At 42.5% G+C, this 25,730-nt stretch carries 12 protein-coding genes, 6 rRNA genes and 1 riboswitch; of the genes, 1 reads left to right on the top strand and 17 read right to left on the bottom strand.

Features of this window, described 5'->3' with window-relative positions:
- Nucleotides 1–47: 47 nt before the first annotated feature.
- From purF to MVE64_RS15090, 9 genes are all read right to left on the bottom strand, one after another.
- Nucleotides 48–1,460 carry an amidophosphoribosyltransferase gene (purF, locus tag MVE64_RS15130; protein WP_247339229.1) on the bottom strand — a complete coding sequence of 471 codons (1,413 nt, stop codon included), beginning with the start codon at nucleotides 1,458–1,460 and terminating at the stop codon, nucleotides 48–50.
- The gene (gene purL, locus MVE64_RS15125) at nucleotides 1,436–3,664 is read right to left on the bottom strand and encodes a phosphoribosylformylglycinamidine synthase subunit PurL (protein ID WP_247339228.1); all 2,229 of its coding nucleotides are present in this window, start codon (nucleotides 3,662–3,664) and stop codon (nucleotides 1,436–1,438) included. Before purL ends, purF begins: the two co-directional genes overlap by 25 nt.
- Nucleotides 3,648–4,331, bottom strand: coding sequence for a phosphoribosylformylglycinamidine synthase subunit PurQ (gene purQ / locus MVE64_RS15120; RefSeq protein ID WP_098797710.1), 684 nt, complete (start codon nucleotides 4,329–4,331; stop codon nucleotides 3,648–3,650). Before purQ ends, purL begins: the two co-directional genes overlap by 17 nt.
- Complete coding sequence (gene purS, locus MVE64_RS15115) at nucleotides 4,328–4,582, bottom strand: phosphoribosylformylglycinamidine synthase subunit PurS (protein WP_098797711.1); 255 nt, start codon at nucleotides 4,580–4,582, stop codon at nucleotides 4,328–4,330. Before purS ends, purQ begins: the two co-directional genes overlap by 4 nt.
- Entirely contained in the window at nucleotides 4,570–5,301 is a 732-nt protein-coding gene (gene purC, locus MVE64_RS15110) for a phosphoribosylaminoimidazolesuccinocarboxamide synthase (protein ID WP_212138183.1), read from the bottom strand. Before purC ends, purS begins: the two co-directional genes overlap by 13 nt.
- Before the next feature lie 123 nt (nucleotides 5,302–5,424).
- Nucleotides 5,425–6,717, bottom strand: a complete 1,293-nt coding sequence (gene purB / locus MVE64_RS15105) for an adenylosuccinate lyase (protein ID WP_247339226.1) — start codon at nucleotides 6,715–6,717, stop codon at nucleotides 5,425–5,427.
- 15 nt (nucleotides 6,718–6,732) lie between these two features.
- Nucleotides 6,733–7,863, bottom strand: coding sequence for a 5-(carboxyamino)imidazole ribonucleotide synthase (purK, locus tag MVE64_RS15100; RefSeq protein WP_247347081.1), 1,131 nt, complete (start codon nucleotides 7,861–7,863; stop codon nucleotides 6,733–6,735).
- The gene (gene purE / locus MVE64_RS15095; RefSeq protein ID WP_098797715.1) at nucleotides 7,850–8,338 is read right to left on the bottom strand and encodes a 5-(carboxyamino)imidazole ribonucleotide mutase; all 489 of its coding nucleotides are present in this window, start codon (nucleotides 8,336–8,338) and stop codon (nucleotides 7,850–7,852) included. The genes purK and purE overlap by 14 nt, the downstream gene beginning before the upstream one ends.
- A 171-nt stretch (nucleotides 8,339–8,509) precedes the next feature.
- A riboswitch (purine riboswitch) is annotated at nucleotides 8,510–8,611 on the bottom strand.
- An 87-nt stretch (nucleotides 8,612–8,698) separates the two neighbouring features.
- Nucleotides 8,699–8,899: an NETI motif-containing protein gene (locus MVE64_RS15090; RefSeq protein WP_212138186.1), complete on the bottom strand. Its 201-nt coding sequence runs from the start codon at nucleotides 8,897–8,899 to the stop codon at nucleotides 8,699–8,701.
- A 327-nt stretch (nucleotides 8,900–9,226) separates the two neighbouring features.
- On the opposite strand from MVE64_RS15090, the gene MVE64_RS15085 reads away from it, so the two are divergent.
- Nucleotides 9,227–9,976, top strand: coding sequence for a CPBP family intramembrane glutamic endopeptidase (locus tag MVE64_RS15085; RefSeq protein WP_247347079.1), 750 nt, complete (start codon nucleotides 9,227–9,229; stop codon nucleotides 9,974–9,976).
- Between the two features lie 56 nt (nucleotides 9,977–10,032).
- On the opposite strand, the gene fosB is transcribed toward MVE64_RS15085, so the two are convergent.
- The 8 genes from fosB to MVE64_RS15045 all read right to left on the bottom strand — a co-directional run bounded on the left by fosB (nucleotide 10,033) and on the right by MVE64_RS15045 (nucleotide 25,451).
- Entirely contained in the window at nucleotides 10,033–10,491 is a 459-nt protein-coding gene (gene fosB, locus MVE64_RS15080) for a metallothiol transferase FosB (RefSeq protein ID WP_247339224.1), read from the bottom strand.
- A gap of 908 nt (nucleotides 10,492–11,399) precedes the next feature.
- Nucleotides 11,400–11,515 (bottom strand): 5S ribosomal RNA (gene rrf / locus MVE64_RS15075).
- A 219-nt stretch (nucleotides 11,516–11,734) separates the two neighbouring features.
- A 23S ribosomal RNA gene (locus MVE64_RS15070) occupies nucleotides 11,735–14,664 on the bottom strand.
- Between the two features lie 236 nt (nucleotides 14,665–14,900).
- A 16S ribosomal RNA gene (locus tag MVE64_RS15065) occupies nucleotides 14,901–16,450 on the bottom strand.
- Together the 16S, 23S and 5S rRNA genes form the textbook arrangement of a ribosomal RNA operon.
- A gap of 666 nt (nucleotides 16,451–17,116) precedes the next feature.
- On the bottom strand, nucleotides 17,117–19,456 hold the full coding sequence (locus MVE64_RS15060) for a glycerophosphodiester phosphodiesterase family protein (protein ID WP_247339223.1): 2,340 nt from the start codon (nucleotides 19,454–19,456) through the stop codon (nucleotides 17,117–17,119).
- Between the two features lie 1,085 nt (nucleotides 19,457–20,541).
- Nucleotides 20,542–20,657, bottom strand: a 5S ribosomal RNA gene (gene rrf, locus MVE64_RS15055).
- Between the two features lie 77 nt (nucleotides 20,658–20,734).
- Nucleotides 20,735–23,666: ribosomal RNA gene (locus MVE64_RS15050) — 23S ribosomal RNA — on the bottom strand.
- A 236-nt stretch (nucleotides 23,667–23,902) separates the two neighbouring features.
- A 16S ribosomal RNA gene (locus MVE64_RS15045) occupies nucleotides 23,903–25,451 on the bottom strand.
- Nucleotides 25,452–25,730 lie beyond the last annotated feature (279 nt).

Genomic DNA, 25,730 nt, shown 5'->3' with positions numbered 1-25,730 from the left:
AAAACAAGACAGGAATCGACCACTCGATTCCTATCAGCATTTTCTATTTACGCCTTCTCATGCGGCAGTACCGTGTCCGCGTAAATTTCAGTTGGGTAGCGTCCTGTGAAACAAGCTAAGCATTGACCTCTTGTTTCACCTTCATATGGGCGGCCTAGTCCTTCGAGTAAACCTTCGACACTTAGGAATGCTAAGCTGTCTGCTCCAATGATTTGACGGATTTCTTCGACTGAATGGTTAGAGGCAATGAGCTCTTCATGTGTTGACGTATCAATTCCATAGAAACATGGATTTGCAATAGGTGGTGAACTAATTCGCACGTGAACCTCAGTTGCACCTGCTTCACGAAGCATATTAACAATACGTCGACTTGTTGTTCCTCGAACGATCGAATCATCAACCATTACAACGCGCTTTCCTTCAACAACACCACGTACAGCAGAAAGCTTCATTTTAACCCCTTGTTCACGAAGAGATTGAGATGGCTGAATAAACGTACGACCTACATAACGGTTTTTAATTAACCCTAATTCGTAAGGAATACCTGTTAACTCTGCAAAACCAATCGCAGCTGAAATACTTGAATCAGGTACACCTGTTACAACATCTGCATCTACCTCAGACTCAACAGCTAATCGTTTTCCTAAATTTTTACGGGCAGTATGAACATTAATTCCATCAATATTACTATCCGGACGAGAGAAATAAATATATTCCATACTGCATATAGAACGATTAATATTCATTGAAAAACGTTCAGAACGAATACCTTCATCATTGATAATAAGCAGTTCACCAGGCTGAACATCTCTTTCATATTTCGCTCCGACAACATCAAACGCACAAGTTTCAGATGCAATTACATATGCATCACCCATAACTCCGATCGATAATGGACGTAAACCATTAGGATCTAAAGCAACCATCATTTCTGTTTCTGTCATGATTAAAAAGGCGTACGCTCCTTTAATCATCGTTAATGCGTTTTTCACAGCTTCTTTCAAATCTTGATAACCACTTCTTCTAATAAGGTGGGCAAGCACCTCTGTGTCAGAAGTTGTTTGAAAAATACTTCCTTGGCTCTCAAGCTGATGCTTAAGCTGTGTCGCATTTACTAAGTTACCGTTATGAGCAAGAGCTAATCCGCCACTATGTGATTTGAAAAGCAAAGGCTGGACATTTTCATATCCGCCTCCACCAGCTGTTGCATAACGAACGTGACCGATTGCTGCTTTACCTGACAGTTCATTTAATTTTCCGCCCGCAAATACTTCGTTAATGAGGCCTAACCCCTTCATTCCTGTAAGCTTCTCGCCATCACTTGTTACAATCCCAGCGCCTTCTTGTCCACGGTGCTGTAAGCTGTGAAGACCATAATAAGTGATTTGTGCTGCTTCAGGATGACCCCAAATTCCAAAGACGCCACATTCTTCGTTTAATCCCTTGATTTCAGCAAGCATGGGATTGCTCCTTTCCATGCATCCTTTAATTCTTCAACAGATGCATCGACAAGTGTTTCGTTCTTCTCATTTGAAATGATAAGTTTGCCAGAATCCGTTACTTCTCCAATACAAACTGCATCTACTAAACTTTCAAAGGCTTCTTTGTTTTCTTTTTTCACAGAAAGGATAAATCTTGTTTGAGATTCACTAAATAATGCTGCCGTTGCATCACCTTGAAGAGTAACAGTAGCTCCTAGTCCTTCATGACCAAATAATGGTTCAGCTAGCGCAACCGCTACACCACCTTCAGATACATCATGAGCAGATGCTACTGACTTCGCACGAATCGCAGCAGAAATTTGTCCTAAAACTTTGCTTTCTTTCTCTAAATCTAGCTCCGGTGATTGACCAAAGATTTCGCCTTGTGTTAACTTTTGAAGCTCACTACCACCAAACTCCGGCTTTGTTTCACCAACAAGATAGATTAGATCTCCAGCTGCTTTAAAGTCTTGAGTTGTAATATGATCTGTATCTTCAATTAATCCAACCATACCGATAACAGGTGTTGGATAGATCGCTGTTCCATTTGTTTCGTTATATAAAGACACGTTACCGCCGATAACTGGTGTATTTAATACACGGCAAGCTTCACTAATTCCATCAGCCGCTTTTTCAATTTGCCAGAAAATTTCTGGTTTCTCCGGGTTACCGAAGTTCAAGTTATCTGTAATCGCAAGTGGAGTTGCACCAGAACATACGATGTTACGAGCTGCTTCTGCTACCGCAATTTTCCCACCAACTTCAGGATCTAAATAAAGATAACGAGAGTTACAGTCAGTTGTCATCGCTAAAGCTTTTTTCGTATCACGAATACGTACTACTGCTGCATCAGAACCTGGTGCTACAACTGTATTTGTACGAACCATATAATCATATTGATCGTAAACCCATTCTTTAGATGCAATCGTTGGTTGCTTTAATAGATTCACAAGTGTTTCTTTATAGTTATCTACTTGAAGAGGTGCTACGTTCATTTGTTGGAACTCTTCATAATAAGCAGGTACTTTAGATGGTTTGTGGTAAACAGGTGCTTCTTCTGCTAAAGCGTCAACTGGAAGCTCACATACCACTTCACCTTTATGGAAAAGACGAAGCATTTTATCATCTGTTACTTTACCAACTGAAACAGCTTCTAAATCATATTTCTCAAAAAGATCAACGATTTCTTGCTCTCTTCCTTTTTCAATAACAAGCAGCATTCTTTCTTGTGATTCAGAAAGCATCATTTCATAAGCGGACATTCCTGTTTCACGTTGTGGAATGAGATCTAAGTCCATTTCAATACCAGAACCAGCTTTACTTGCCATCTCTGCTGATGAACTTGTTAATCCAGCTGCACCCATGTCTTGAATTCCAACTAAAGCGTCATTCTTAATTACTTCTAAGCAAGCTTCTAATAAAAGTTTTTCCATGAATGGATCGCCTACTTGCACAGCAGAACGATCTGCACCAGAATCGTCAGTTAATTCTTCAGAAGAAAAAGTTGCACCATGAATTCCGTCACGGCCAGTTTTGGCACCAACATACATAACTGTGTTGCCAACACCTTTTGCCTGACCCTTTTTAATATCTTCATGGTTAATTAACCCAACACACATTGCATTAACAAGTGGATTTCCTTCATAAGATGCATCAAATTGGATTTCTCCACCTACAGTTGGAATACCAATACAGTTACCGTAACCAGCGATACCTGCAACAACCTCTTCAAATAAATATTTCACACGAGGAGTTTTTAGTTCTCCAAAACGTAAAGAATTTAAAATCGCAATAGGTCTAGCTCCCATAGAGAATACATCACGGATGATTCCACCTACACCAGTTGCTGCACCTTGGTAAGGCTCAATTGCTGAAGGATGGTTATGACTCTCAATCTTGAATACAACCGCTTGATTGTCTCCAATATCAACGATCCCAGCTCCCTCACCAGGACCTTGTAGTACTTTTTCACCTGTAACAGGAAACTTCTTTAGAATTGGTTTAGAGTTTTTGTAGCTGCAGTGCTCCGACCACATAACCGAAAAAATACCGATTTCTGTGTAATTTGGAAGACGTCCAATAATTTTTTCAATCAGGGTAAACTCGTCATCACTTACACCCATTTGTCTGTAGATCTTTTCATCTTTTATCATCTGGTTTGTTGGTTCAAGCAGTAGTGACATGAGATTCCCTCCAGTTTTTTACGATCGATTGAAATAATTTTAATCCGTCAGCACTTCCTAATAATTCATCAACTGCACGCTCAGGGTGAGGCATCATCCCTAATACATTTCCGCGCTCGTTTGTAATGCCTGCAATATCAACTAAGCTGCCATTTGGATTTTTTTCGTACGTAAACACGATTTGATTGTTTTCTTTAAGCGTTTGAAGTGTTTGCTCATCACAATAATAGTTCCCTTCTCCATGTGCAATCGGAATTGAGATAACCTCATCCTTTTCATAAGCTGAAGTAAAGGCTGTTTCATTGTTCTCAACCTTTAAATTAACTGGTCGACACATAAACTTTAAATTTTCATTTCTCTTCATTGCACCTGGCAGTAAACCAACTTCTAATAAAATTTGGAATCCATTACATACACCAAGAACAGGCTTTCCAGCTTCAGCTGCTTTAACAACTTCTTTCATGACATTTGAAAAGCGCGCAATCGCACCTGAGCGTAAGTAGTCTCCGTAAGAAAAGCCACCTGGTAGAAGAATGCCATCAAACCCGCTTAAGTCAGTTTCATCATGCCAAACATATTCTACTTCTTCACCAAGCTCATCTTTAATTGCATGGTACATATCAACATCACAGTTAGACCCCGGGAAAACGATCACAGCGAATTTCACTTTGTGACAACCTCCTGTACCTCGTAGCTAAAGTCTTCAATCACTGTATTAGCAAGTAATTTTTCACACATTTCACGAACAGCTACATCTAAATCACGGTCTGATTTTTCAATTGTAAGTTCCATATACTTTCCGATACGTACATCTTGAACTTCTTTATAATCCATGCTGTGTAAAGCACTTTTCACTGCGCTTCCTTGTGGATCTAATACACTTTCTCTTAACGTGACATAAACTTTTACTTTGTACATGTTGATTGGCCTCCAAGTCTAGTTAAAATAACTTCATATGCATCTGTTAAACTACCAATTTCTCGACGAAAAACATCTTTATCGAACTTCTCGTTTGTGTTGATATCCCATAAACGACATGTATCTGGTGATACTTCATCAGCAAGTATAATGTTCCCATCCTCTGTTAAGCCAAATTCCAATTTAAAGTCAATTAGGCGGATGTCACATGCAAGGAAATGAGCTTTAAGCACTTCATTCACCTTTTTAGCTAGAGTTTTTAATGTTTCAACTTGTTCTGGTGTTGCAACTTCTAATAGAGCGATATGATCTTCGGTAATTAATGGATCACCTAAATCATCATCTTTGTAATAAAACTCTACTAGTGGATGTTTAATTTCTGTTCCCTCTTCAATTCCAATACGTTTAGAAAGGCTGCCTGCCACAACATTTCTTACCACTACTTCTAAAGGAATAATTTCTACCTTTTTGACAAGTTGCTCAGTAGCTGAAAGTCTTTTAACAAAATGATTTTCAATGTTGTTTGCTGTTAGCTTTTCAAAAATCAATGTAGAAATCTCATTATTTAAACGACCTTTACCTGTGATCTCTTCCTTTTTCACACCATTAAAGGCTGTGGCAGAATCTTTGTATGAGACCCATAAAATAGTAGGTTCGTTTGTTTTATAAATTCTTTTTGCTTTACCTTCATATAGTAATTCAAGCTTTTCTGTACTCAATGAAAGCCTCCTAAACTGAATATTGGGAACCTTAAGTATATACAAACTATTTGTTAGATTTTCTAACCATATTTTTTTATCAAATAGATAGCAAGGGACTTTTTAGTACTTGCTATTTGCTTTTTATAATCCTAGACGTTCGAAAATTGCATCTACACCTTTTAAGTGGTAGTTATAATCGAAGCAATCTGCAATTGTTTCCGCTGAAAGACGAGAAGTAATTTTTTCTTCGGCTTCTACTAATCCACGGAAAGGTACTTGTTTTTCCCAAGCTTCCATTGCTTTAGGTTGAACAAGATCATACGCTTCTTCTCTTGTCATACCCGTATCAATTAGCGCTAATAACACGCGTTGAGAGTAGATAAGACCTTGTGTACGATCCATATTACGCTTCATGTTTTCAGGGAATACTGTTAAGTTTTTCACGATATTACCGAAGCGATTTAACATATAGTTAAGAGCAATCGTAGCATCTGGTAAGATAATACGTTCAGCTGAAGAGTGAGAAATATCTCTTTCATGCCATAAAGGAACATTTTCGTAAGCTGTTAACATATATCCACGAATAACACGTGCAAGGCCTGTCATATTTTCTGAACCGATCGGGTTACGTTTATGAGGCATTGCTGAAGATCCTTTTTGACCCTTTGCAAACGATTCTTCCACTTCACGTGTTTCACTCTTTTGTAGACCACGAATTTCTACAGCGAACTTCTCAATTGACGTTGCAACTAGTGCAATAGAAGCCATATAATCTGCATGACGGTCACGTTGTAAAGTTTGTGTTGAAATTGGAGCAGGTTTTGTTCCTAGCTTTTCACACACATATGATTCAACAAAAGGATCAATGTTTGCATAAGTTCCAACAGCACCAGAGATCTTTCCGTATTCAACACCTTCTGCAGCACGCTTAAAGCGATCTAAATTACGTTTCATTTCTTCATACCATAATCCAAGCTTTAAACCAAAAGTTGTTGGTTCAGCATGTACACCATGAGTACGTCCCATCATGACTGTGTATTTATGCTCTTGTGCTTTTTCTTTTAAAATTTGAATAAAGTTTTCAATATCTTTTAATAGAATATCGTTTGCTTGTTTAAGTATATAAGATAAAGCAGTATCTACTACATCAGTTGACGTTAAGCCATAATGTACCCATTTACGTTCTTCACCAAGAGTTTCCGAAACCGCTCTAGTGAACGCAACAACATCATGACGAGTTTCTAATTCAATTTCGTTAATGCGGTTCACATCAAATGATGCATTCTTACGAAGAAGTGCAACATCTTCTTTTGGAATAACTCCAAGCTCTGCCCATGCTTCACACGCTAAAATTTCTACCTCTAACCAAGCTTTAAATTTATTTTCTTCCGTCCAAATCGCGCCCATCTCTGGTCTTGTATAACGTTCAATCATGTTTTTGCCTCCGTTCTATTTATAACCCCAAATTTGATTTACTTTATCTATATCTTTTTCTATTGTTTCACTAATAAACGTGATATGTCCCATTTTGCGTTTTACAGCAGGTTCCTTCTTCCCATATAGGTGAAGCTTTGCATCTTTTAGTAATGAGAGATGATCACTCACTATCGATAAATCTTCTCCTAACAAATTCACCATCATACCGCTTTGAAGTAATGTTGTTCGCCCTAAAGGCAAATCACAGACAGCACGGATATGTTGTTCAAATTGATCTGTTTCACATAAGTCGATTGTATAATGACCTGAATTATGCGGGCGAGGTGCAAGCTCATTAATATAGATATCTCCATTTTTCGTTAAAAACATTTCTACAGCAAGTGTTCCGACAAGCTCAAAACTATTTGATAGTTTAATAGCTAACTGTTCTGCTTTTTGAATAACCTCATCTGACACTCTTGCAGGTACAATGCTTTGATAAAGAATATTGTCTTTATGAACATTTTCAGCCACTGGAAACGTCTTTGTCTCGCCACTAACAGATCTTGTCACAATAACCGATATTTCCTTTTCAAAAGGTACCCATTTTTCTAATATACATGTTCCATGAGAAAGTAATTGTTTCGCTTCCTCAAGATCTTGATCACTACGCAGGACTCTTTGTCCTTTACCGTCATAACCACCTCTGCATGTTTTTAACACACTCGGATATTCAAGCTTTGCAACTCCCTTATATAACTCTTCATCGTTATGGATAATTTGATAAGGAGCTACCTCACAACCCGCTTTCTCTATGGCTGCTTTTTCTGTTTCACGATCCTGTGTTAAAAGAAGCAATGAGCTTTTTTGTGGTAATGCCGCATTTTCTTCCAACCAACGCAGTGCTGTGTAATCGATGTTCTCGAATTCATAGGTTATAACATCACTAACCTCAGCAAGTCTCTTAATTGCCTCTAAATCATCATAACCTGCTGTAATCTCTATATCTGCAATTTGACCACAAGGACAATCTTCTGTTGGATCCAATACCGCGATACGATAACCAAGCTGTCTAGCTGCAATGGCCATCATTCTGCCAAGCTGACCTCCACCAATTATCCCAATTGTTCCTCCTGGCAATATCGTTTGGTTACTCAAGTTCATCACTGCTTTCTAACACCTTTAGTCGAAGCTCTTCTCTTCTTGTATCTAATTTATCTGCTAGAGATTGATCACCTGTTGAAAGAATCTCAGCGGCTAATAAACCCGCATTCGTTGCTCCTGCTTTTCCTATCGCAACCGTTGCAACTGGAACCCCTCCTGGCATTTGAACAATCGATAACAATGAATCAAGACCATTTAGAGCCTTTGACTGTACTGGAACTCCAATGACTGGTAAAGATGTTTTTGCTGCTACCATACCTGGTAAATGTGCAGCGCCTCCTGCACCAGCTATAATAACCTTTAAACCTCTTTTTCTAGCATTTTCAGCATACTCAAACATGTAATCTGGTGTACGATGCGCTGAAACAACCTTCTTTTCATAAGGAACATTCAACTCATCAAGAATATCACATGCAGCTTTCATTGTTTCCCAGTCAGACGTACTTCCCATGATAACTCCTACAACCGGCTCCATCTTTTCCCCACCTTTACAAAACTAGAAAACTTGGCTTGTCGCTAAGTACATCGGCGAAAGCCTATTTTAAATAAACTCTGATACTAAAAAAGCTCGATATCTAAACTCTCTCTAATCCATAGAGAAAGTTCAGTATATCGAGCTCGGATTATTGGTCTATTTCCGAATCGTATATACATGACTTTCCCTCATAGTCCGGTGATTTACGGTCATCGGGTAGAAACTTCTGGGCCATATTCCCAATTATATATGAGGTTTATCGTTCATCAATTATTTACATGTTTTATATTAACAATGAAGCTTTTCGATGTCAACGTAAAATCGAACGATTTATTTTATTGACACATTAATGTTCGTGTTTTACATTAATTTCCCTTCAAATGTAATACTTCTACCACAAGGAACATGTTCAACAACATTATCTCGTTTTTCTTCCTTAAAGATAGGCTGCTCCGTTCTTCTAACAGGAAAGTACCCTTCCTTACTCATTCTATCTAAACAATCATCAATCGTTTCATTTTCTTCTACTATAAATTTTTTCTTTTTTGGCTTACTTGTCATTCTTCAACCTCCATAAAGTACAATCCCATTTTCAAAAAAAGTACTCTCATTTTACCACTTTTTTAATACCTCTACTTATTATTTTCGGGTAATTTTAATACACATATACCATTTAAAAGAAGAAAAAAGGGGATGAGGGGTAACAGGGTACCATTTTGAGTAATTATCATGCGTGTATTCATAATAAATGGGGCACAACCTTTGATCATACAAGTTGGTTATTTATGGTAAGATTACTGTGCTAGTAAAAATTTTCGAAAATTATTATTCCTGAATTATAGGAGGTTTTGTTCACTCAATTTAAAGGAGGACTTTTCTTTGTTAATCATGATTGCCGTTTTCTTTTTGTCAGGCATTATCTCTATTGCTTATCAACAAACCGTGTTCTCCGCAATTGTTATTATTGGATTATTAATTATGTTATTAACTAATAAGAAAAGAAAGTTTGTTATCTCTCTACTGTTATCATTTCTAATTGGCTTTGTTGTATCTATGGTTACTAATAATTTCATTGAAACAATAAATTTACCAAAGGACATAAAAATTATCCTTAATCGTTTTTTCCTTGTTTTTATCATAATAGGAATCATTTTAAATCATCTTTTTTTCAATAAAACCATTTCTTGGTACAATAATAAGCCAGATTGGCAAAATCCAATTATCCTACCATTTCATAAAGTTCATACATTTTGGTTTTGGATAATCGGAATAGCTGTTAATGGGTTAATATATTTATTTTTTATCATTCAAAAAGATATTGAATATATCCAATCGCTTCTATTGTTTTGCTTAATTTTTTCACTAATCAATGCTGTTTTTGAGGAAGTTATTTGGAGAGGGATCCTGCTTTCCAGTCTTAAGGAATATACATCTACGAGGTTTGCTATTTTTGTTACAAGTGTCGGCTTTGGACTTCTCCATCTATCAATCGGATTTTCTATTTATCTTAGTTTATTCATTTCAGTTGCAGGAGTAATTTACGCATTAATTACACTTAAAACCAATAGCATCTATCCTAGTATTGTCTTTCATATCATCATTAATATTGGAATGGTATTAAGTGGATTTATCATTTAATACTCTTAAGAAGAAGCTCAAAACCTAAAGCTCTGAGCTTCTTCATTCAATGTTTTCTATATTTCAATACTGCTTCTTTTAAATTTATTGGTACATTTAATCAAAAAACTCCATATGCTTCTTTCCTTCTTATAATAATTCAAACGATCCTGTAATGTTCCCGTGTGAAATTCAAATTTATGTCCATCTGGATCAGTAAAATAGATCGATTTTTTATCTTTTTCATCTCTTGGACGTCCCGAAAGAATTGTTACATTTAATTCACTTAGTTTGTTGTAAACTTGATCAAAATCCTTTTCTTCTACAGAAAAAGCAATATGTGTATACGAGTGTACAATTTCATTCCTTAGAATATATTTCTCCTCATTCAAAGCTACCCAATATCCATTCAAATCAAAATAAGCAGTACTCCGACCTTTTACTAACAATTTCGCACCAAATACATTTTGATAAAATTGTATTGATTGATTTAAATCGGAAACTGAAAACAGAAAGTGATTGATTTCTTTCATCATTAATTTTCCCTCATCATCATTTACTTTGAACTTCCATACTAGTTAATATAGCATATCTATGTAAAATGTTAGAAGATGGTTTATTTTGGTCCTTCTTATCTAACTCTAGAAGTTGGAAGAAAAGGCACGAAGATTTAAAAATGTTGAACTAAAACGGATTAAATTGTTTTATCTACGATTTTGAAGGAATCATCTACGATTCTGAAAAATTTCTCGAATTCTGAATCCTACTCTAAAATGCTGCACAAAAAAAAGACCAGTATCTCTACTGATCTTTTCTTCTTCTTACTTGGCGACGTCCTACTCTCACAGGGGGAAACCCCCAACTACCATCGGCGCAAGAGCTTAACTTCCGTGTTCGGACTATCGGCTTGCGATAAGCGGCGAATCTCCGCGTCAGCTTGTTCGTTCAGATCCTCATGTGCCAAGACCGCACACTCCGGTCTTCACTCTCTGCGCTTCCTTGACCTTCTTGCTTCTCCCAAGCCTTAGGCTAGTAGTTTTACTTTGTCTCTTCTTATATTCAAACCTTCGGTTTAACTACCTTTAACCACACAAAAAAAGACCAGTATCTCTACTGATCTTTTCTACATCTTACTTGGCGACGTCCTACTCTCACAGGAGGAAACCCCCAACTACCATCGGCGCAAGAGCTTAACTTCCGTGTTCGGACTATCGGCTTGCGATAAGCGGCGAATCTCCGCGTCAGCTTGTTCGTTCAGATCCTCATGTGCCAAGACCGCACACTCCGGTCTTCACTCTCTGCGCTTCCTTGACCTTCTTGCTTCTCCCAAGCCTTAGGCTAGTAGTTTTACTTTGTCTCTAATTCTTATATTCAAACCTTCGGTTTAACTACCTTTTAATAAAACAAAAAAGACCAGTATCTCTACTGATCTTTTCTTCATCTTACTTGGCAACGTCCTACTCTCACAGGGGGAAACCCCCAACTACCATCGGCGCTGAAGAGCTTAACTTCCGTGTTCGGCATGGGAACGGGTGTGACCTCTTCGCCATCATCACCAAATAATGTGGTTTACGGCTTCCGATGAACTTCACATTTCTGCGTCATCTCATTCGTCAACATCCTCACGTACTGAAGTACGCTCCGGTGTCTCCTCAATCGATTCCTTGAACTGTTCGTTCCTCGAAACCCTTTCACTTTGTATAAAGTTTTCAGGAATAGTATATTCCTTCAAAACTAGATAACGAATCACAATTCAATTCACTAAGCTTACGCTTTAATTAGGTTAAGTCCTCGATCGATTAGTATCAGTCAGCTCCACACGTCACCGCGCTTTCACCTCTGACCTATCAACCTGATCATCTTTCAGGGATCTTACTCACTAATGTGATGGGAAATCTCATCTTGAGGGGGGCTTCATGCTTAGATGCTTTCAGCACTTATCCCTTCCGCACATAGCTACCCAGCTATGCCTTTGGCAAGACAACTGGTACACCAGCGGTGCGTCCATCCCGGTCCTCTCGTACTAAGGACAGCTCCTCTCAAATTTCCTACGCCCACGACGGATAGGGACCGAACTGTCTCACGACGTTCTGAACCCAGCTCGCGTACCGCTTTAATGGGCGAACAGCCCAACCCTTGGGACCGACTACAGCCCCAGGATGCGATGAGCCGACATCGAGGTGCCAAACCTCCCCGTCGATGTGGACTCTTGGGGGAGATAAGCCTGTTATCCCCGGGGTAGCTTTTATCCGTTGAGCGATGGCCCTTCCATGCGGAACCACCGGATCACTAAGCCCGACTTTCGTCCCTGCTCGACTTGTAGGTCTCGCAGTCAAGCTCCCTTGTGCCTTTACACTCTACGAATGATTTCCAACCATTCTGAGGGAACCTTTGGGCGCCTCCGTTACATTTTAGGAGGCGACCGCCCCAGTCAAACTGCCCACCTGACACTGTCTCCCAGCCCGATCAGGGCTGTGGGTTAGAATTTCAATACAGCCAGGGTAGTATCCCACCGACGCCTCCACCGAAGCTAGCGCTCCGGCTTCTCAGGCTCCTACCTATCCTGTACAAGCTGTACCAAAATTCAATATCAGGCTACAGTAAAGCTCCACGGGGTCTTTCCGTCCTGTCGCGGGTAACCTGCATCTTCACAGGTACTATAATTTCACCGAGTCTCTCGTTGAGACAGTGCCCAGATCGTTACGCCTTTCGTGCGGGTCGGAACTTACCCGACAAGGAATTTCGCTACCTTAGGACCGTTATAGTTACGGCCGCCGTTTACTGGGGCTTCGGTTCAAAGCTTCGCTTGCGCTAACCTCTCCCCTTAACCTTCCAGCACCGGGCAGGCGTCAGCCCCTATACTTCGCCTTGCGGCTTCGCAGAGACCTGTGTTTTTGCTAAACAGTCGCCTGGGCCTATTCACTGCGGCTTTTCCGGGCTATTCACCCTAAAAAGCACCCCTTCTCCCGAAGTTACGGGGTCATTTTGCCGAGTTCCTTAACGAGAGTTCTCTCGCTCACCTTAGGATTCTCTCCTCGCCTACCTGTGTCGGTTTGCGGTACGGGCACCTCTCACCTCGCTAGAGGCTTTTCTTGGCAGTGTGGAATCAGGAACTTCGGTACTATAGTTCCCTCGCCATCACAGCTCAGCCTTTGCGACAACGGGATTTGCCTCGTTGTCAGCCTAACTGCTTGGACGCGCATATCCAACAGCGCGCTTACCCTATCCTTCTGCGTCCCCCCATTGCTCAAATGGTGAGGAGGTGGTACAGGAATTTCAACCTGTTGGCCATCGCCTACGCCTTTCGGCCTCGGCTTAGGTCCCGACTAACCCTGAGCGGACGAGCCTTCCTCAGGAAACCTTAGGCATTCGGTGGAGGGGATTCTCACCCCTCTTTCGCTACTCATACCGGCATTCTCACTTCTAAGCGCTCCACCAGTCCTTACGGTCTGGCTTCACAGCCCTTAGAACGCTCTCCTACCACTGTTCGTAAGAACAGTCCACAGCTTCGGTGATACGTTTAGCCCGGTACATTTTCGGCGCAGAGTCACTCGACCAGTGAGCTATTACGCACTCTTTAAATGGTGGCTGCTTCTAAGCCAACATCCTGGTTGTCTAAGCAACTCCACATCCTTTTCCACTTAACGTATACTTTGGGACCTTAGCTGGTGGTCTGGGCTGTTTCCCTCTTGACTACGGATCTTATCACTCGCAGTCTGACTCCTGAACATAAGTCTTTGGCATTCGGAGTTTGACTGAATTCGGTAACCCGATGGGGGCCCCTAGTCCAATCAGTGCTCTACCTCCAAGACTCTCATTTCAAGGCTAGTAGCCTAAAGCTATTTCGGAGAGAACCAGCTATCTCCAAGTTCGATTGGAATTTCTCCGCTACCCACACCTCATCCCCGCACTTTTCAACGTGCGTGGGTTCGGGCCTCCATTCAGTGTTACCTGAACTTCACCCTGGACATGGGTAGATCACCTGGTTTCGGGTCTACGACCACGTACTCTTTCGCCCTATTCAGACTCGCTTTCGCTGCGGCTCCGTCTTATCAACTTAACCTTGCACGGGATCGTAACTCGCCGGTTCATTCTACAAAAGGCACGCCATTACCCATTAACGGGCTTTGACTACTTGTAGGCACACGGTTTCAGGATCTCTTTCACTCCCCTTCCGGGGTGCTTTTCACCTTTCCCTCACGGTACTGGTTCACTATCGGTCACTAGGAAGTATTTAGCCTTGGGAGATGGTCCTCCCTGCTTCCGACGGGATTTCACGTGTCCCGCCGTACTCAGGATCCACTCTGGAGGGAACGAAGTTTCAACTACAGGGTTGTTACCTTCTTTGACGGGCCTTTCCAGACCTCTTCATTTACTCCGTTCCTTTGTAACTCCGTATAGAGTGTCCTACAACCCCAAGAGGCAAGCCTCTTGGTTTGGGCTTCTTCCGTTTCGCTCGCCGCTACTCAGGAAATCGCGTTTGCTTTCTCTTCCTCCGGGTACTTAGATGTTTCAGTTCCCCGGGTCTGCCTTTAATACCCTATGTATTCAGGTAAAAATACTACTCCATTACGAGCAGTGGGTTTCCCCATTCGGAAATCTCCGGATCAAAGCTTACTTACAGCTCCCCGAAGCATATCGGTGTTAGTACCGTCCTTCATCGGCTCCTAGTGCCAAGGCATCCACCGTGCGCCCTTAACAACTTAACCTTTGACATCGAAGATGTCGTTTAAATCAATTATTAAGAGAATCACTAAACTAAGCGTTTAAACTCAGTGAATTACTTGAATTGTTTTCGTTATCTAGTTTTCAAGGAACATAAAACACAGGATGTTCAAATGCAATCTGCATTTAGACTCCTATGTATTGAGTCTTACTTATATAGAAAGATCAGAATGATCTCTCAAAACTAAACAAAATACCAAGCGTGCTCCATTTTCCTTAGAAAGGAGGTGATCCAGCCGCACCTTCCGATACGGCTACCTTGTTACGACTTCACCCCAATCATCTGTCCCACCTTAGGCGGCTGGCTCCTTACGGTTACCCCACCGACTTCGGGTGTTACAAACTCTCGTGGTGTGACGGGCGGTGTGTACAAGGCCCGGGAACGTATTCACCGCGGCATGCTGATCCGCGATTACTAGCGATTCCGGCTTCATGCAGGCGAGTTGCAGCCTGCAATCCGAACTGAGAATGGTTTTATGGGATTGGCTTGACCTCGCGGTCTTGCAGCCCTTTGTACCATCCATTGTAGCACGTGTGTAGCCCAGGTCATAAGGGGCATGATGATTTGACGTCATCCCCACCTTCCTCCGGTTTGTCACCGGCAGTCACCTTAGAGTGCCCAACTGAATGCTGGCAACTAAGATCAAGGGTTGCGCTCGTTGCGGGACTTAACCCAACATCTCACGACACGAGCTGACGACAACCATGCACCACCTGTCACTTCGTCCCCCGAAGGGGAACCTTCTATCTCTAGAAGTAGCGAAGGATGTCAAGACCTGGTAAGGTTCTTCGCGTTGCTTCGAATTAAACCACATGCTCCACCGCTTGTGCGGGCCCCCGTCAATTCCTTTGAGTTTCAGTCTTGCGACCGTACTCCCCAGGCGGAGTGCTTAATGCGTTTGCTGCAGCACTAAAGGGCGGAAACCCTCTAACACTTAGCACTCATCGTTTACGGCGTGGACTACCAGGGTATCTAATCCTGTTCGCTCCCCACGCTTTCGCGCCTCAGCGTCAGTTACAGACCAGAGAGTCGCCTTCGCCACTGGTGTTCCTCCACATCTCTACGCATTTCACCGCTACACGTGGAATTCCACTCTCCTCTTCTGCACTCAAGTTCCCCAGTTTCCAATGACCCTCCACGGTTGAGCCGTGGGCTTTCACATCAGACTTAAGAAACCGCCTGCGCGCGCTTTACGCCCAATAATTCCGGACAACGCTTGCCACCTACGTATTACCGCGGCTGCTGGCACGTAGTTAGCCGTGGCTTTCTGGTTAGGTACCGTCAAGGTACCAGCAGTTACTCTGGTACTTGTTCTTCCCTAACAACAGAACTTTACGACCCGAAGGCCTTCATCGTTCACGCGGCGTTGCTCCGTCAGACTTTCGTCCATTGCGGAAGATTCCCTACTGCTGCTCCCGTAGGAGTCTGGGCCGTGTCTCAGTCCCAGTGTGGCCGATCACCCTCTCAGGTCGGCTACGCATCGTCGCCTTGGTGAGCCATTACCTCACCAACTAGCTAATGCGCCGCGGGTCCATCTGTAAGTGACAGCTAAAAGCCGCCTTTCAATTTTGAACCATGCAGTTCAAAATGTTATCCGGTATTAGCTCCGGTTTCCCGGAGTTATCCCAATCTTACAGGCAGGTTACCCACGTGTTACTCACCCGTCCGCCGCTAACCTCAGGGAGCAAGCTCCCATTGGTTCGCTCGACTTGCATGTATTAGGCACGCCGCCAGCGTTCGTCCTGAGCCAGGATCAAACTCTCCAATAAAGAGTTGATATAGCTCATAAAAGTTTGTACTATTATAGTACGTTTTTTGTTAATCGAAATTAACATTTGCACGCTTGGTTTTGTTTAGTTTTCAAAGATCATTTACTAGTCATTTGCGACTAGGTATTTATCATACCACTCGTATTAATTCATGTCAACATTTTTTCGGAAAATGTTTTTTAGAATTTAATTACTGTTTTGTGGCAGAAACTTATATTAACTCATTTCTTATATTGAGTCAAGATATATTCCACAGATTTTTTTAAGTGTATATATTATTAGCTACCTTTGTATTATCCCTTTACATTTAGGACATTGATACATAACTGCTAGATCCCCAAAACTTCTTTGAAGAACTCTATCCATTATTACCTGACATCTTGGACAACTTATTTTTCCGTTTTGCCCTTTTTTAAATAACAAAATACCACCCCCACATTTTATCTGTATTCAACTCTCAGGATATAGGTTCGTTAATTATTAATTTATTTAGTGAAAAGATACATGCTGTAAAGTTGTTCATAGAGCAATCAATATACTCGCTATGAACTATGAACATAAAAAGACCGAATAAAGGCATATTTTATTAATTTTGACCCTTATTCGGCTATAGTTTTAAGAACTCAATATTATTTTAATGTAGTAATCCCTTTTAAAAATATATAGCTATTCTGTAACATTCACTTCAATCGGCTGTGCTACCACATTCCATTCCTTACCTAGCATTGTAAATGTGTTTTTCACAAAAACTTGAGCTGTTCCTGGCGCTATTGCTTCTATGGTATTTCCATTTAAACGAACAATATCAGAATTTCCATTGATGTAGAGCTCTGTTTTAATATTTTCTTTTTTATCGACTCGGTAATCAACAAATGCTTTCGCATTAATTGTAGATGTTTTACCAACCTTTAAGTTTATCTTCTTTATTGGTGACTCAAGGTTTATAGGTGAGTCAGTTAACCATTGTGTATAGTCTGTAATCGGTCCAATCATACCTTCTTTGAGTTTATCGCTAAAAGAACCTTCATCCCTAAATGTCCAATGCATATTTAGCATACCACGTTGACGTACATAGGTATTTAATTCTTGATAAACACTTCCATAGCTAGCATTAATAGTCACCTTTTGGCTTGTTCCATACTCTAGCATTTTTTGAGCATTTTTCAATTTACCTGCTTCGGTTTCAGGAACACCTGTTGAAAATAGATAACCAATAGGTATCTCGGGCTTCAGATCGTTTATCTTTGTCATGCTCCCTAAGTTAAAACTTTGCAGGACAACCTGATCTACCATATTTGCTTCTTCGATTTCTTTAATTACTTGCTCCTCAATCCCCGTATCTTTCAGCTCGACTAGTAAAACAACTTCTTTTTCTTTAAATTCCTGTAAAAACTCCTTAAAGGTTGGTACTTTTTCTCCCTTAAACTCAGGGCTAAATTTCACCCCTGCATCTAATGCACGAAGCTCCTCAAGAGTTAGATCACCAACCCTACCTGTTCCATTCGTTGTCCTATCCACAGTATTATCATGCATGATAACTATATGACCATCTTTTGTTATTTTTAAGTCAGTTTCAATCATATCTGCACCGAGATCATATGCTAACTTATATCCAGCCATTGTATTTTCAGGTGCCAATGATGGAACTCCACGGTGAGCTGCAACTATTGGCCTTTGAATAATCGTATTTTCAGGATAATCTTTTAGTGCCTTTGTTGTGTACTCTGGTGTATTCGAAATAATACCATCTACACCGAGATGAATCATTTCATGTGCTGAATTATCAGAGTCAGCTCCTATCCCCCATACAGAGATTGTCCTACTATGTAAATAATGAACGATCTCTTGTGTTAAAATCTTCTGAGAAATGATAGCTACTTTCCCTTTATTTTTATGAATATCTTGAGCAAACTTCTCTAAATCATTTTTATTCATTGAATTTTTATTATATATTAGCCCACCACGTGCAGTTGGATAGTTCGTCCTTAAATCTTTTAATATAGAAGGATTACTTGAAACAAAATGAACATCATTAGTTTGTGTATTATTTAATTCTTCTATAATTGCTTCTGCTAGCTTCTCTTCCTCTACTTTAATGATTGGAATTCGTTTATTCTTTATTGATTTTAAGACTTCACTTAACTTTTTATCGTTAGTTAGTAGTTGTCCATTCTCATTCATTTTTACAGGAAGTACCACAGATGAGACTGCCTCTGAAGTATTCATAGCAGAACTGTTAGCAATTAATGTCGGTGGATTGATAATATTTGTTTCAGTTTCCTTCGGAATGAAAGCTCCACCATTCTCAATAGGCGGGAGTACTTCAGACATTGCTGTCACTTTTACATTGTCAAATTGAACAATGGATCCGTTTGCTTGGAAGCCAACATCACCGTTCAACCACTGGTTGGCCAGGTCTGTATCAATAACCAATTTTCCATTCACAAACTGCTGTACACGATTTTTACTAGTGACAACTTTAAGTTTGTATGTTTTGTTGAATTCAAACTTCTCAGGATAAAAATTTGTTTCAGGTACAACCCATTGATTATTTGCGTTTCTGATTGCGAATTCCAATCCATTTAATGACGTTGTTCCTCTGCGAAAAGCGAACTGATAATAAGGGTAGTTTTCAGATTGAATGCGGTACATTAAAGAAGCCCATCGTGTATCTTCAACTGCAGAAACAAAGGTCATATCAGCTTCAAAGATATAATCTCCAGCTTCATCACCAAGCGGTACAATGACTCTTGCTGGACTTGCTGATGAAGGAGATGTAAGCAATAATTTCCCTTCTTGTATAGCTGCTTTACCTTGAACTAACTTCCAACCAGATGGGAGTTGTCCATTTGTAATCTGGTCAAAATTCTCGTTTACCCATATGCTACCTGGTTGATTTGCATATGCACTTGTTTCCAAACCAATAAATGATGGTGCTGTACTAAAAATAAGAGCAGATGTGACGAACATAGTTACGATTTTTTTCTTTCCAGATCTTCTTTTCATAGACTTCCTCCTACTATAAAATAAAAGCTATTAATTCATAAAAAAATTTTAGCAGACTCAGGAAATTTTGAATGTTAAGATTTTTTTGTAGGAAGAAAGAGGTATTCGATAGTATTAAATATCTAAGGATTATTATATATAGTTTCTTTTAATCTATTCTTTTGTTAATCGGTAAGTCTATTGATATAGCTATAATCTCTTATAAAATGATAATTGAAACAAAGCATTAACATTCAATTAACAGAATACGACAAAAGTTTTACAATCTCTGTTTCCCTGACTCTGAATCGTTGAAAGCCAAAACATCTCTGTTAGTTAGAGGGTACTGCTTTCTCTATTCCAATACAAAAGTAACCTATGCCTTCAACTATTTCTAGTAACTGTATACTAGTTTTCAATATTTGATCTGTAAATTCCTAATGTAAAAAGACCAGTATCTCTACTGATCTTTTCTTCATCTTACTTGGCGACGTCCTACTCTCACAGGGGGAAACCCCCAACTACCATCGGCGCAAAAGCTTAACTTCCGCATTCGGACTATCGGCTTGCGATAAGTTTCGAATCTCCGCGTCTGCTTGTTCGTTCAGATCCTCATGTGCCAATACCGCACACTCCGGTCTTCACTCTCTGCGCTTCCTTGATCTTCTTGCTTCTCCCAAGCCTCAGGCTAGTAGTCTTACTTTGTCTCTAATTTTCACATACAAACCTTCGGTTTAACCTTCTTTAAAAAGACAAAAAAAGACCAGTATCTCTACTGATCTTTTCTTCTTCTTACTTGGCGACGTCCTACTCTCACAGGGGGAAACCCCCAACTACCATCGGCGCAAGAGCTTAACTTCCGCGTTCGGACTATCGGCTTGCGATAAGCGGCGAATCTCCGCGTCAGCTTGTTCATTCAGATCCTCATGTGCCAAGACCGCACACTCCGGTCTTCACTCCCTGCGCTTCCTTGATCTTCTTGCTTCTCCCAAGCCTCAGGCTAGTAGTTTTACTTTGTCTCTAATTCTTATATTCAAACCTTCGGTTTAACTACCTTTAACCACACAAAAAAAGACCAGTATCTCTACTGATCTTTTCTACATCTTACTTGGCGACGTCCTACTCTCACAGGGGGAAACCCCCAACTACCATCGGCGCTGAAGAGCTTAACTTCCGTGTTCGGCATGGGAACGGGTGTGACCTCTTCGCCATCATCACCAAATAATATTTAGGTTGAAGGATGTTCCTTCAAAACTAGATAACGAATCACAATTCAATTCACTAAGCTTACGCTTTTATTAGGTTAAGTCCTCGATCGATTAGTATCAGTCAGCTCCACACGTCACCGCGCTTCCACCTCTGACCTATCAACCTGATCATCTTTCAGGGATCTTACTCACTAATGTGATGGGAAATCTCATCTTGAGGGGGGCTTCATGCTTAGATGCTTTCAGCACTTATCCCTTCCGCACATAGCTACCCAGCTATGCCTTTGGCAAGACAACTGGTACACCAGCGGTGCGTCCATCCCGGTCCTCTCGTACTAAGGACAGCTCCTCTCAAATTTCCTACGCCCACGACGGATAGGGACCGAACTGTCTCACGACGTTCTGAACCCAGCTCGCGTACCGCTTTAATGGGCGAACAGCCCAACCCTTGGGACCGACTACAGCCCCAGGATGCGATGAGCCGACATCGAGGTGCCAAACCTCCCCGTCGATGTGGACTCTTGGGGGAGATAAGCCTGTTATCCCCGGGGTAGCTTTTATCCGTTGAGCGATGGCCCTTCCATGCGGAACCACCGGATCACTAAGCCCGACTTTCGTCCCTGCTCGACTTGTAGGTCTCGCAGTCAAGCTCCCTTGTGCCTTTACACTCTACGAATGATTTCCAACCATTCTGAGGGAACCTTTGGGCGCCTCCGTTACATTTTAGGAGGCGACCGCCCCAGTCAAACTGCCCACCTGACACTGTCTCCCAGCCCGATCAGGGCTGTGGGTTAGAATTTCAATACAGCCAGGGTAGTATCCCACCGACGCCTCCACCGAAGCTAGCGCTCCGGCTTCTCAGGCTCCTACCTATCCTGTACAAGCTGTACCAAAATTCAATATCAGGCTACAGTAAAGCTCCACGGGGTCTTTCCGTCCTGTCGCGGGTAACCTGCATCTTCACAGGTACTATAATTTCACCGAGTCTCTCGTTGAGACAGTGCCCAGATCGTTACGCCTTTCGTGCGGGTCGGAACTTACCCGACAAGGAATTTCGCTACCTTAGGACCGTTATAGTTACGGCCGCCGTTTACTGGGGCTTCGGTTCAAAGCTTCGCTTGCGCTAACCTCTCCCCTTAACCTTCCAGCACCGGGCAGGCGTCAGCCCCCTATACTTCGCCTTGCGGCTTCGCAGAGACCTGTGTTTTTGCTAAACAGTCGCCTGGGCCTATTCACTGCGGCTTTTCCGGGCTATTTCACCCTAAAAAGCACCCCTTCTCCCGAAGTTACGGGGTCATTTTGCCGAGTTCCTTAACGAGAGTTCTCTCGCTCACCTTAGGATTCTCTCCTCGCCTACCTGTGTCGGTTTGCGGTACGGGCACCTCTCACCTCGCTAGAGGCTTTTCTTGGCAGTGTGGAATCAGGAACTTCGGTACTATAGTTCCCTCGCCATCACAGCTCAGCCTTATGTGACAACGGGATTTGCCTCGTTGTCAGCCTAACTGCTTGGACGCGCATATCCAACAGCGCGCTTACCCTATCCTTCTGCGTCCCCCCATTGCTCAAATGGTGAGGAGGTGGTACAGGAATTTCAACCTGTTGGCCATCGCCTACGCCTTTCGGCCTCGGCTTAGGTCCCGACTAACCCTGAGCGGACGAGCCTTCCTCAGGAAACCTTAGGCATTCGGTGGAGGGGATTCTCACCCCTCTTTCGCTACTCATACCGGCATTCTCACTTCTAAGCGCTCCACCAGTCCTTACGGTCTGGCTTCACAGCCCTTAGAACGCTCTCCTACCACTGTTCTAAAAGAACAGTCCACAGCTTCGGTGATACGTTTAGCCCGGTACATTTTCGGCGCAGAGTCACTCGACCAGTGAGCTATTACGCACTCTTTAAATGGTGGCTGCTTCTAAGCCAACATCCTGGTTGTCTAAGCAACTCCACATCCTTTTCCACTTAACGTATACTTTGGGACCTTAGCTGGTGGTCTGGGCTGTTTCCCTCTTGACTACGGATCTTATCACTCGCAGTCTGACTCCTGAACATAAGTCTTTGGCATTCGGAGTTTGACTGAATTCGGTAACCCGATGGGGGCCCCTAGTCCAATCAGTGCTCTACCTCCAAGACTCTCATTTCAAGGCTAGCCCTAAAGCTATTTCGGAGAGAACCAGCTATCTCCAAGTTCGATTGGAATTTCTCCGCTACCCACACCTCATCCCCGCACTTTTCAACGTGCGTGGGTTCGGGCCTCCATTCAGTGTTACCTGAACTTCACCCTGGACATGGGTAGATCACCTGGTTTCGGGTCTACGACCACGTACTCTTTCGCCCTATTCAGACTCGCTTTCGCTGCGGCTCCGTCTTATCAACTTAACCTTGCACGGGATCGTAACTCGCCGGTTCATTCTACAAAAGGCACGCCATTACCCATTAACGGGCTTTGACTACTTGTAGGCACACGGTTTCAGGATCTCTTTCACTCCCCTTCCGGGGTGCTTTTCACCTTTCCCTCACGGTACTGGTTCACTATCGGTCACTAGGGAGTATTTAGCCTTGGGAGATGGTCCTCCCTGCTTCCGACGGGATTTCACGTGTCCCGCCGTACTCAGGATCCACTCTGGAGGGAACGAAGTTTCAACTACAGGGTTGTTACCTTCTTTGACGGGCCTTTCCAGACCTCTTCATTTACTCCGTTCCTTTGTAACTCCGTATAGAGTGTCCTACAACCCCAAGAGGCAAGCCTCTTGGTTTGGGCTTCTTCCGTTTCGCTCGCCGCTACTCAGGAAATCGCGTTTGCTTTCTCTTCCTCCGGGTACTTAGATGTTTCAGTTCCCCGGGTCTGCCTTTAATACCCTATGTATTCAGGTAAAAATACTACTCCATTACGAGCAGTGGGTTTCCCCATTCGGAAATCTCCGGATCAAAGCTTACTTACAGCTCCCCGAAGCATATCGGTGTTAGTACCGTCCTTCATCGGCTCCTAGTGCCAAGGCATCCACCGTGCGCCCTTAACAACTTAACCTTTGACATCGAAGATGTCATTTAAATCAATTATTAAGAGAATCACTAAACTAAGCGTTTAAACTCAGTGAATTACTTGAATTGTTTTCGTTATCTAGTTTTCAAGGAACATAAAACACAGGATGTTCAAATGCAATCTGCATTTAGACTCCTATGTATTGAGTCTTACTTATATAGAAAGATCAGTATGATCTCTCAAAACTAAACAAAATACCAAGCGTGCTCCATTTTCCTTAGAAAGGAGGTGATCCAGCCGCACCTTCCGATACGGCTACCTTGTTACGACTTCACCCCAATCATCTGTCCCACCTTAGGCGGCTGGCTCCTTACGGTTACCCCACCGACTTCGGGTGTTACAAACTCTCGTGGTGTGACGGGCGGTGTGTACAAGGCCCGGGAACGTATTCACCGCGGCATGCTGATCCGCGATTACTAGCGATTCCGGCTTCATGCAGGCGAGTTGCAGCCTGCAATCCGAACTGAGAATGGTTTTATGGGATTGGCTTGACCTCGCGGTCTTGCAGCCCTTTGTACCATCCATTGTAGCACGTGTGTAGCCCAGGTCATAAGGGGCATGATGATTTGACGTCATCCCCACCTTCCTCCGGTTTGTCACCGGCAGTCACCTTAGAGTGCCCAACTTAATGCTGGCAACTAAGATCAAGGGTTGCGCTCGTTGCGGGACTTAACCCAACATCTCACGACACGAGCTGACGACAACCATGCACCACCTGTCACTTCGTCCCCCGAAGGGGAACCTTCTATCTCTAGAAGTAGCGAAGGATGTCAAGACCTGGTAAGGTTCTTCGCGTTGCTTCGAATTAAACCACATGCTCCACCGCTTGTGCGGGCCCCCGTCAATTCCTTTGAGTTTCAGTCTTGCGACCGTACTCCCCAGGCGGAGTGCTTAATGCGTTTGCTGCAGCACTAAGGGCGGAAACCCTCTAACACTTAGCACTCATCGTTTACGGCGTGGACTACCAGGGTATCTAATCCTGTTCGCTCCCCACGCTTTCGCGCCTCAGCGTCAGTTACAGACCAGAGAGTCGCCTTCGCCACTGGTGTTCCTCCACATCTCTACGCATTTCACCGCTACACGTGGAATTCCACTCTCCTCTTCTGCACTCAAGTTCCCCAGTTTCCAATGACCCTCCACGGTTGAGCCGTGGGCTTTCACATCAGACTTAAGAAACCGCCTGCGCGCGCTTTACGCCCAATAATTCCGGACAACGCTTGCCACCTACGTATTACCGCGGCTGCTGGCACGTAGTTAGCCGTGGCTTTCTGGTTAGGTACCGTCAAGGTACCAGCAGTTACTCTGGTACTTGTTCTTCCCTAACAACAGAACTTTACGACCCGAAGGCCTTCATCGTTCACGCGGCGTTGCTCCGTCAGACTTTCGTCCATTGCGGAAGATTCCCTACTGCTGCCTCCCGTAGGAGTCTGGGCCGTGTCTCAGTCCCAGTGTGGCCGATCACCCTCTCAGGTCGGCTACGCATCGTCGCCTTGGTGAGCCGTTACCTCACCAACTAGCTAATGCGCCGCGGGTCCATCTGTAAGTGATAGCCGAAACCATCTTTCAATTTCGAACCATGCGGTTCAAAATATTATCCGGTATTAGCTCCGGTTTCCCGGAGTTATCCCAATCTTACAGGCAGGTTACCCACGTGTTACTCACCCGTCCGCCGCTAATCTCAGGGAGCAAGCTCCCCTTGATTCGCTCGACTTGCATGTATTAGGCACGCCGCCAGCGTTCGTCCTGAGCCAGGATCAAACTCTCCAATAAAGAGTTGATATAGCTCATAAAAGTTTGTACTATATAGTACGTTTTTTGTTAATCGAAATTAACATTTGCACGCTTGGTTTTGTTTAGTTTTCAAAGATCATATCTTGTCCAAGTCATATATCTCAACGACTGGATTATTATCATAACACGTATAAAATGTTATGTCAAACTTTTTTAAGATGTTTTTTCAGAAGATAATAATTAGGATTACCCAATCACTTGGTATTTCGTGACTGGATTTATATCATACCAATATTATTCATAACTATCAACTGGTAA

It is taken from the genome of Metabacillus endolithicus (genome assembly GCF_023078335.1).
Taxonomy (GTDB): Bacteria; Bacillota; Bacilli; order Bacillales; family Bacillaceae; genus Metabacillus; species Metabacillus endolithicus.
Note: the sequence above shows the minus strand (reverse complement) of the source record. Positions and strands in the feature narration are given on the sequence as shown.